Source organism: Bacillus sp. GW821-FHT11D08 (genome assembly GCF_058808515.1).
Map to the genome: position 1 here is coordinate 269,266 of NZ_JBXARS010000006.1, position 9,744 is coordinate 279,009.

Below are 9,744 nucleotides of genomic sequence, written 5' to 3' on the forward strand. Positions count from 1 at the left end.
GCGTCAGTCATAGCTGACGCGAGTGCCGTGGCCGTAATCCGCTTCATTCCGTTTCAGTCCGCCGCGGGCTTCGATTTCCTGAATCAGTTCCCGGTATTTGGACTGGCCTTCTTCGTTTAAATACGGCATAATTTGCTGGAAGGCATGATGGAAATAGGCGAGCTCTGAATCTCTCCAATCTTTTTTGGGCATCATGGCCAATTCGCCCATATCACGTCCGACATACATATAAAAGACCCCTTTCAACACATATTGCTTTTATTGTTTGTTGAATGAAAAGAACTATACACAGCAAGGAGCTGAGGAAAAATGGAACAAAATAAATGCGCACTGATCACGGGAAGCAGCCGCGGCGTCGGGAAAGCAGCCGCCATCAGACTCGCGGAAAAAGGATACAACATCGTCATCAATTACGCCCGCAGTAAAAAAGCGGCATTAGAAACCGCCGAAGAAATTGAAAAACTCGGCGTGAAAACGCTCGTCATTAAAGCCAATGTCGGCCAGCCGGCAAAAATCAAAGACATGTTCCGCCAGATTGACGAAACATTCGGCAGACTGGACGTGTTCGTCAATAACGCGGCTTCAGGCGTGCTGAGACCGGTTATGGAACTTGAAGAAACACACTGGGACTGGACGATGAATATCAATGCGAAAGCATTGCTTTTCTGCGCCCAGGAAGCAGCAAAGATGATGGAGAAAAACGGAGGCGGCCACATCGTCAGCATCAGCTCGCTCGGCAGCATCCGCTATCTTGAAAACTATACGACGGTCGGTGTCTCAAAAGCCGCTTTAGAATCGTTAACCCGTTATCTGGCGGTTGAGCTGTCTCCGAAAAATATCATCGTAAACGCGGTGTCAGGCGGAGCGATTGATACGGACGCGCTGAAGCATTTCCCTAACAGAGATGAACTGCTGGAAGATGCCCGCCAAAATACGCCGGCCGGCAGAATGGTCGAAATTAAAGATATGATCGATACGGTGGAGTTTTTAGTTTCTTCAAAAGCGGACATGATCCGCGGCCAGACCATCATTATTGATGGCGGACGCTCTCTGCTCGTATAAGTTTTAAAAAAGATGAATAGCCCTATCGTCTCCTGCGCATTCTAAAGTGCGTGGAGGTGATAACAATGGCAAACTCAAAATTCAGCAAAACAGACGTTCAGCAGGTGAAAAGACAAAACCAGCAATCAGCTTCCGGTCAGGGTCAATTCGGCACTGAATTCGGCAGTGAAACTGATGCGCAGCAGGTTAGAAAGCAAAACCAATCTGCTGAACAAAACAAACAGCAAAACAGCTAATCACTGAAACGAAAAAGCACTTCATCTTCGGATGGAAGTGCTTTTTTCTGTTGCCGAAACGACAAAACTTGTGATTCCTCTACAGAATGAGTCAAAGGGTTTTCCGGCGGAAAATCGAAATGGTAAGGAGTATCAACCTAAAAGCCTAAGGAGGAACCCGATGTCAGAGTTTGAAAAGCTTGTAAGTGAACAGATGAAAATCATGGATCAGCTTCTCGAGCTGCAGTCAGAACTTGACCGCTGCCGGCAGGTGGAAGCGGAACTCATCAGTCTGGAAAGAGATGCAAAGCTGGACAATGTACAGGACGAAATTGCGACAAAGCGAAAAGACCTGGCCGGCATACAGGAGTTATTCCAAAGGCAGACAGAGCAAGTCATCCAGTCTTATCGCAGCACGGAAAAGCCGTCTTCCTATGTGCAGAAATGAATGTGCCATTCCGGAAGCGGAGTGGTTCTTTTATTTTCATTTTTTAATTCGTAACGTTATAATAGTGAAAAGACTTGTCGGAAAGCAATTGCGGCTGCATTGACTGCAGGGCTTTACAGAAAGTAGGGGAGAAATATGGGATATCCCAAGGAAGGAGAAACCATTCAAATTCACAGCTATAAGCATAACGGGCTGCTTCATCGAATTTGGAATGAAACGACGATTTTAAAAAGTACGGAATTGTGTATCATCGGAGCCAACGACCGGACAATGGTGACGGAATCCGACGGACGGACGTGGGTGACGAGAGAACCGGCGATCTGCTACTTTCATGCCCGTCAGTGGTTTAACGTCATCGGAATGCTGAGAGATGATGGGGTACACTATTATTGCAACATCAGCTCGCCGTTCGCTTATGACGGAGAGGCCATCAAATATATTGATTACGATTTGGATGTCAAGGTGTTTCCGGATATGACGTATAACATTCTTGACGAGGATGAATACGATGACCACCGCAAATCAATGAATTACCCTAAAGAGATCGACAGCATTCTGAAGGAGTATCTGAATACGCTGCTGCACTGGATTCATCAGCGGAAAGGACCGTTTGCTCCGGAATTTGTTGATATGTGGTATGAACGGTATCTGCGATATACAAAATAAAGAATACAATAAAAAAAACCTGTTGGGGTGTCAACAGGTTTTTCACATGGGCTCACACGCCTTAAAGAGAGAGGGGGATAAAGTGTGGGCGTAATCAGACGCTATATGCAATTTGTAAAACCTTATAAAAAACAAATTTTTATCACAGTGTTAATCGGCATCATAAAATTCTCCATCCCGCTGGCTCTCCCGCTGCTGTTAAAATACGTGGTCGATGACATTATTCAAGGGAGCGGAACGGCAAGCGCTAAAACATCATCGCTATTCACGATAATGGGCATCATGTTTGTGCTGTTTTTAATTCTGCGTCCCCCGGTAGAGTACTATCGGCAATATTTCGCGCAATGGACGGGCAGCCGGGTGCTCTATGATATCAGGGGAGTATTGTTTGATCATATTCAAAAATTGAGCCTGAGGTTTTATGCCAACACGAGAACGGGCGAAGTCATTTCCCGGGTGATAAATGATGTCGAACAGACAAAAGACTTTGTCATAACGGGACTGATGAATATCTGGCTTGATATGATGACGGTGCTGATCGTCATCTGCATTATGTTTACACTCGATGTCAAGCTGACATTGATATCTGTCATTTTGTTTCCGTTATACGGAATTTCAGTGAAATACTTTTACGGCCGCCTCCGAAAACTGACACGTGAGCGTTCTCAGGCACTCGCCCAAGTTCAGGGACATTTGCACGAACGAGTTCAGGGGATGCCCGTCATCAGAAGTTTTGCCATTGAAGATTATGAACAAGCCAATTTTGATGAAAAAAACGGACATTTTCTGGACAGAGCGATCCGTCATACGAATTGGAACGCAAAAACGTTTGCAGTCGTGAATACCATTACGGATTTGGCGCCGCTGCTCGTTATCGCGTTTGCGGGTTATTTTGTCATAAACGGTCCGCTGACGGTAGGGACGATGGTTGCGTTCGTCGGCTATATTGACAGAATGTACAATCCGGTCAGAAGATTGATCAACTCATCGACGACGCTGACCCAGTCGATCGCTTCAATGGACCGCATATTTGAATTTATCGACGAGCCGTATGAACTGACTGATAAACCGAATGCAGTAAAAGCTGACGGCATTAAGGGCGAAGTTGAATTCCGAAATGTCTCGTTCCGTTATGAGGAAGGAAAAGAAACGATTTTGCAGGACGTTTCCTTAAAGGTGACAAAAGGGGAAACCGTCGCGCTCGTCGGGATGAGCGGCGGCGGTAAATCGACGCTTGTCAGCCTCATACCGCGTTTTTATGATGTATCCGGTGGCAGCCTGCTGATTGACGGCACAGATATTCGCGATTATGAAGCGAGAAGCCTCCGCAATCAAGTCGGAATGGTGCTTCAGGATACGTTTCTGTTCAGTGAGACGATTCGTGAAAATATCGCCATCGGTAAACCGGGAGCGTCTCTGGATGAGGTGGTTGCGGCTGCGAAAGCGGCAAATGCCCATGAATTTATTATGAATTTCCCCGAAGGTTATGAAACCAAAGTCGGCGAACGGGGCGTCAAATTGTCAGGCGGGCAGAAACAGCGGATTTCCATCGCGCGTGTATTCTTAAAAAATCCGCCGCTGTTAATCTTGGATGAAGCGACATCGGCTCTTGATCTGGAAAGTGAACACTACATTCAGGAAGCGATGGAAAAGCTTGCGAAAAACCGGACGACATTTATCGTCGCCCACAGGCTGTCCACGATTACGCACGCGGATAAAATTGTCGTCATGGAAAACGGCGCCGTCGTCGAAACCGGCACGCACGAGGAATTAATGGCCCAAGGCGGCCAGTACAGACACTTATTTACGATTCAGAATTTGAACTGATACAAAAACGTATGCCGTCCGAATGGGCGGCATACGTTTTTTTGAATGCAAAAAAACCCGGTTTTACGGAAGCACCGGGTTACTCATCATCGTCTGTTTCTAGTTCGCTGTCTTTCGGGTGGTATGTCTGGAAACTCGTAATCAGTGTATCGAGATGTTCCAGCTGCTCACGGTATTCCGCAACCGCAGCCATAATGCTGAGCATATTGTAATCAAGCAGTTCATCCTCGCAGTTCTGCTGATTTTTCAAGAAAGACTTCGTCAAAAGCTGTTTATATCTTATGCTTTCTTCAGCATCGTCATCATGCGGTTTGATCTTGCCGACCGTCCGCATCAGAATCCTTTCGTGCCAATGAAGCAGATAATCAATTTCTTCTGTCAGCGTCTCCTGAAATTCCTCCGGCATATGATAAATCTCGTTTTCATAGCGGTGCAGCTTTTTCAGCGTATCAAGCGCCCGATTCGCCGTAATAATCGCCTGTCTGAACAATACAAGCTTGCGCGACTTTACATACGTCGTTTTCTTAAAGTAGCTTCTCTCCTCTTTATAAAGAAGGTACGTATGATCAAGCTTCATCATCTTTTCCTTCAGCTTCTCAATATCCTCTTTCAATATCGAGTGTTCCGTGGACTGACGCATCGTCAGCCTGATCCATTTCATGATCTCATCGGTATATTCAACCGTATGATGAGTCAGCTTCGTTTCGTATTTCGGCGGAAGAAACACAAGGTTCACAATAAAAGAAGACAGCACGCCTAAAATAACGGTGCTTGTTCGTATCAGAGCGAACGTCAGGAAGCTGTTTCCCGGTGTTTCTAAAATTGCGATAACCGTCACGAGCGCAATCGAAATGGTGTGTTCAATTTTCAGTTTTAACATGATCGTGATGACAATCACTGCGGTCAATCCGATCATAATCGGACTCGGTCCGAAAATCAGTCCGAATGCCGTAGCGATGACAGCGCCGATGATATTTGCCTGAACCTGATCAATAATGATAAGAAAAGACCTGTAAATAGAGGGCTGTATGGCAAATATAGCTGCAATCCCGGCAAAGATCGGCGACGGAAGTCCGATCCATGATGCTAAGTAGAGCGCGAGCGTAATCGCAATCCCTGTTTTTAAAATGCGGGCACCAAGTTTCATTGGTTTGTGCGTGCATTCCTTTCTCTAATAAATTATGTGCCGAACGAACGGCTGACACTTACATTTCCCTGTCGGCTGATTTGCTAAACAATAAAGTAATATACAGGGATCATACCAATTATTCAAGGTCTTTTTTTGAAAAAACCATTATCTCACAAATCGGACAAAAAGAAAAAGCGGAAGCCCTGGGCTCCCGCTTGTTTCAGCAGTTATTTTTTCATATGTCTGAACGCATCTTCAACGGCTTGTAAAGTGGCGTCGATATCCTCTTCAGTATGTGCGGTTGTGATAAACCAAGCTTCATACTTCGATGGAGCGAGATTGATGCCGCGCTCAAGCATCAGCTTGAAGAACTTGGCGAATGCTTCTCCGTCCGTATTTTCCGCCTGCTCGTAATTGACGATCTTTTCACCAGTGAAGTAAACCGTGAGCGCGCCTTTTAAACGGTTGACGGTGATGGTAATGCCATGTGTCTCCGCATGGGCGAGAATGCCTTGCTCAAGTCTGGCGCCGAGCTCATCAAGCCGTTCATAAACGCCTTCTTCCTTCAGCACTTCCAGGCAGGCGATGCCTGATAGGATAGATGCCGGGTTTCCAGCCATTGTGCCGGCTTGATATGCCGGGCCGAGCGGAGCAACCTGCTCCATGATCTCTTTTTTGCCTCCGTAAGCGCCGATCGGCAAGCCGCCCCCGATAATTTTACCGAGCGCCGTTAAATCAGGCTTCACTTGAAGAAGATCCTGCGCGCCTCCGTACATAAAACGGAACGCCGTGATCACTTCATCATAAATGACGAGCGCGCCCGCTTTATGGGTCAATTCATTTACCTGTTCTAAAAATCCTTCTTCAGGTTCAACGATGCCGAAGTTGCCGACGATCGGCTCGACGAGAACCGCTGCAATTTCCGAACCCCATTTATCCAGCGCGGCTTTGTAGCTTTCAATATCATTGAAAGGAACGGTAATCACCTCATTGGCGATGCTTTTCGGCACGCCGGCGGAATCAGGGGTGCCGAGCGTAGACGGGCCGGAACCCGCAGCGACAAGTACGAGATCAGAATGGCCGTGATAGCAGCCGGCGAATTTAATGATTTTTGTCCGGCCTGTATAAGCGCGTGCAACCCGGATCGTTGTCATTACCGCTTCAGTGCCTGAGTTTACGAATCGTACTTTATCAAGTGAAGGAATGGCCTCCTTCAGCATTTTGGCGAAAGTGACCTCATGTTTGGTCGGCGTCCCGTACAGCACGCCGTTTTCAGCCGCTGTTTTAATCGCTTCAGTTATATGCGGATGGGCATGTCCGGTAATAATCGGGCCGTAAGCCGCTAAATAATCGATATACTGATTCCCGTCTACATCCCAGAAATAAGCGCCGTTCGCTTTTTCCATCGCAACGGGTGAACCGCCGCCTACCGCTTTATAGGATCTGGACGGGCTGTTCACGCCTCCGACGATATGCTCTAACGCTTCCTTATGAAGTTCAACTGATTTTGTATACAAAAAATGACCCTCCTAATATCTCCTTACATCATGTTCTATTGTAGCATGCTTCATTGCGAGCACAACGGTTCATGCTTCCAGAAAAGAGCGGGAGGATAACGGTTGTAATCTTAACGTGAATTGGATACGCTTAATAAAAAACCCGGAGGTATAAGAAATGACGATTGAAATCGGACAAACAGCACCGGATATGAAATTAGTGAATGACAGCGGGGAAGAAGTAGCATTGACGGATTTTAAAGGGAAGTACGTCGTTCTCTATTTTTATCCGAAAGACATGACACCCGGATGCACGGCGGAAGCATGTGATTTCCGTGATCAGCACGAAAGTTTCGCGGGACTTGATGCGGTTATTATCGGAGTAAGCCCTGACAGCCGTGATAAACACGAAAAATTTAAGCAAAAACATGATCTTCCTTTCCAGCTCCTCGTTGACGATGAACACAAACTGGCGGAAGCTTTTGACGTGTGGAAGCTGAAGAAGAATTTTGGGAAAGAATATATGGGTATCGAGCGATCCACTTTTTTGTTAGATAAAGAAGGCCGTCTTGTGAAGGAGTGGAGAAAGGTAAAAGTGAAAGATCACGTTGCCGAGGCGCTTCGCGAATTGGAACAAATTGCGTCTAATTAATGGACAAATGCTGAACTCACGGGGTTTTCTTCAGATTACATTTGACAGGAGACCGGAAAAAGATGTACACTAATTATAAACATTATAAAGTAAGAATCTTTTTTAGAAGAGAGGTGCATGACGGATGGCTGCACATGAATTAAAAGAAGCCTTAGACACGTTGAAGGATACGGGAGTCCGGATTACTCCTCAACGTCATGCCATTCTGGAATATCTCGTGGATTCTATGGCACATCCGACAGCGGACGATATATATAAAGCCTTGGAAGGGAAATTCCCTAATATGAGTGTTGCGACAGTGTATAACAATTTGCGTGTATTCCGGGAAGCGGGGCTTGTAAAGGAACTGACGTACGGAGATGCGTCCAGCAGATTTGACTTTGTCACCTCTGACCATTATCACGCCATTTGTGAAAGCTGCGGAAAAATCGTAGACTTCCATTATCCCGGGCTTGACGAAGTGGAACAGCTTGCGGCTCACGTCACGGGGTTTAAGGTAAGCCACCACCGTTTGGAAATTTACGGCGTCTGCCAAGAATGTTCCAAAAAAGAAAACCACTAAACGAAGCTGACCGCTTTGATACGGTCAGCTTCGTTTATTTTACACTGTTTTTTCTGTTATAAGACTCATCGAACGCTTTGCCTTCCAATCCTTTATCCAATGTGAGCGGCTCTCTGCAATGCATGCACATATCCACTCTGCCCAGAATCTTCGTTTCTTTCTCGCAAGCGGGGCACATCACCCGGACCGCTTTTGTGGACAGCATGCCGATCCAAAAATAAACGGCGGTGCTGAGCCCGATCGACAGCAGGCCGAGAATCATAAACAAGCTGGCAAGCAAAACAGACTGCTTAAAGAACAGCCCGATGTACATAATGATAAACCCAACGAAAACCAAACTTAACGCAAACGTTCTGATCTTATTAATTTTGCTTGAGTATTTCGCCATGTCCATCCCCCTCTCGTTTAACTATAGCACAAAACAGATGGCATATTCTTCATGTTTTCGTAAGAAAAGGGAAGAATAAATATGGCACCTGAAAGGAAATTTGTTATAATAGTGCAATGTGTTTAGAAAAAAGGACTTTCATGTTTTATCATAGAAATGTAGAAACAATAGCTAGTGAAACAATCGCATTGGAGGAATCGTAATGGACAATCTTCTCCGTCCAATTTACCAAGAAAGAGCAAGTCATCCCGATACGCTGGCCGTCCTTATGATTGAGAGAAGGAGTAAAGCATCATCCATCACGGATAACTTTGATGCGGTCATGCTTGTCATTGTCAAACAGGCTGATGAACCTCTTTTTATAAAGCATTATGAATTCGAACAAAAAACCGCTTCTTTACATATTGTAACGGATGCTCTGCTTCAGGAATGGATTCTGCTTGGGACCAATAGAAGAGTCATAGATTGGATCATCAACGGCAAAGTACTGTTTGACCGCAATGAATATATATCTGAACTCAATGACCGGCTCAGCACTTTTCCTTTCGCCGAGCGGAAATTAAAGATCGGAATGGAATACGGCAAGCTGATCAGAAGATTTGTAGAAGGAAAAGCGTTTTTTGAAGCTGATCATTTTCTGGATGCATATTATGCGGTAGTGCATGCTCTTCACCACTTGGCCCGCATAGAAGTGATTGACCGGGGATTTTATCCCGAAACGACAGTCTGGAACCAGGTCCGTCACATTGAGCCGCAGGTATATAAGCTATACTCCGAACTTGTCGAGAGTCACGAAAGTTTGGAGAAAAGGCTCGAATTATTATTCTTAGCAAATGATTTTCTCATCCATTCAAAAGCTGAAATCGGTTCTGCCCACCTTTTTCAAGTGATGAAAGAAAAAGAAATGTGGCAGTTTGGAGAATTGCTTCAGCACCCTGAACTGGTGCACTTCACCCAAGATCTCGGTGTCATGCTTGATTATCTGACGGAAAAAGGCTTTGTTGAAGTATCTCAAATAGAGACCAAAGGGCAGGAAGTATATCATCGAGGATATTCTTTCAAAAAAAGTGTTGACGCTGAATCATAGGCATGGTATATTATTAAACGTCGCTGATGCGCTTCAACAAAAAGCTCACAGCGGCGGAGAAATAAAAACAAAAAAACATTTGACAGCAACTCGCTGAAATGTTATACTGAAAAAGTCGCCTCGAGATGAGGTTGAAATGATCTTTGAAAACTAAACAAGACAAAACGTACCTGTTAATTCAAAGTTTTAAATAAATCGCACAGCGATGTGCG

11 protein-coding genes and 1 pseudogene are annotated in these 9,744 nt (G+C 45.5%); 8 read left to right on the top strand and 4 right to left on the bottom strand.

Features of this window, described 5'->3' with window-relative positions; translation table 11 throughout:
- Positions 1-3: 3 nt before the first annotated feature.
- Positions 4-228 (bottom strand): mother cell protein YfhS, encoded by a 225-nt coding sequence (yfhS, locus tag AC1RRX_RS14210; protein ID WP_007408563.1) that lies wholly within the window; start codon positions 226-228, stop codon positions 4-6.
- Between the two features lie 81 nt (positions 229-309).
- Between yfhS and fabL the strand changes: the two genes are divergently transcribed.
- From fabL to AC1RRX_RS14235, 5 genes and pseudogenes are all read left to right on the top strand, one after another.
- On the top strand, positions 310-1,062 hold the full coding sequence (fabL, locus tag AC1RRX_RS14215; protein ID WP_003155478.1) for an enoyl-[acyl-carrier-protein] reductase FabL: 753 nt from the start codon (positions 310-312) through the stop codon (positions 1,060-1,062).
- Between the two features lie 83 nt (positions 1,063-1,145).
- A pseudogene (locus AC1RRX_RS14220) lies at positions 1,146-1,298 on the top strand (gamma-type small acid-soluble spore protein); the annotation flags it as partial.
- 160 nt (positions 1,299-1,458) lie between these two features.
- Entirely contained in the window at positions 1,459-1,725 is a 267-nt protein-coding gene (locus tag AC1RRX_RS14225; protein ID WP_003155476.1) for a YgaB family protein, read from the top strand.
- Positions 1,726-1,860: 135 nt separating this feature from the next.
- On the top strand, positions 1,861-2,391 hold the full coding sequence (gene ntdP / locus AC1RRX_RS14230; RefSeq protein WP_003155475.1) for a nucleoside tri-diphosphate phosphatase: 531 nt from the start codon (positions 1,861-1,863) through the stop codon (positions 2,389-2,391).
- Between the two features lie 84 nt (positions 2,392-2,475).
- The gene (locus AC1RRX_RS14235; RefSeq protein ID WP_014417243.1) at positions 2,476-4,218 is read left to right on the top strand and encodes an ABC transporter ATP-binding protein; all 1,743 of its coding nucleotides are present in this window, start codon (positions 2,476-2,478) and stop codon (positions 4,216-4,218) included.
- A gap of 79 nt (positions 4,219-4,297) precedes the next feature.
- Here the strand turns inward: AC1RRX_RS14235 and AC1RRX_RS14240 are convergent, their stop codons facing one another.
- Entirely contained in the window at positions 4,298-5,365 is a 1,068-nt protein-coding gene (locus tag AC1RRX_RS14240) for an aromatic acid exporter family protein (protein ID WP_039252280.1), read from the bottom strand.
- A gap of 209 nt (positions 5,366-5,574) precedes the next feature.
- Complete coding sequence (locus AC1RRX_RS14245; protein ID WP_061861288.1) at positions 5,575-6,864, bottom strand: glutamate-1-semialdehyde 2,1-aminomutase; 1,290 nt, start codon at positions 6,862-6,864, stop codon at positions 5,575-5,577.
- Between the two features lie 157 nt (positions 6,865-7,021).
- Here AC1RRX_RS14245 and bcp point away from each other — a divergent pair, with 157 nt between their 5' ends.
- The gene (gene bcp, locus AC1RRX_RS14250; protein WP_144464533.1) at positions 7,022-7,495 is read left to right on the top strand and encodes a thioredoxin-dependent thiol peroxidase; all 474 of its coding nucleotides are present in this window, start codon (positions 7,022-7,024) and stop codon (positions 7,493-7,495) included.
- Between the two features lie 124 nt (positions 7,496-7,619).
- Positions 7,620-8,057: a peroxide-responsive transcriptional repressor PerR gene (gene perR / locus AC1RRX_RS14255; protein WP_003155465.1), complete on the top strand. Its 438-nt coding sequence runs from the start codon at positions 7,620-7,622 to the stop codon at positions 8,055-8,057.
- A gap of 34 nt (positions 8,058-8,091) precedes the next feature.
- Here the strand turns inward: perR and AC1RRX_RS14260 are convergent, their stop codons facing one another.
- Complete coding sequence (locus AC1RRX_RS14260; protein WP_007408568.1) at positions 8,092-8,445, bottom strand: YgzB family protein; 354 nt, start codon at positions 8,443-8,445, stop codon at positions 8,092-8,094.
- Positions 8,446-8,647: 202 nt separating this feature from the next.
- Here AC1RRX_RS14260 and AC1RRX_RS14265 point away from each other — a divergent pair, with 202 nt between their 5' ends.
- Positions 8,648-9,532 (top strand): nucleotidyltransferase-like protein, encoded by an 885-nt coding sequence (locus AC1RRX_RS14265; RefSeq protein ID WP_007408569.1) that lies wholly within the window; start codon positions 8,648-8,650, stop codon positions 9,530-9,532.
- Positions 9,533-9,744: the final 212 nt, after the last annotated feature.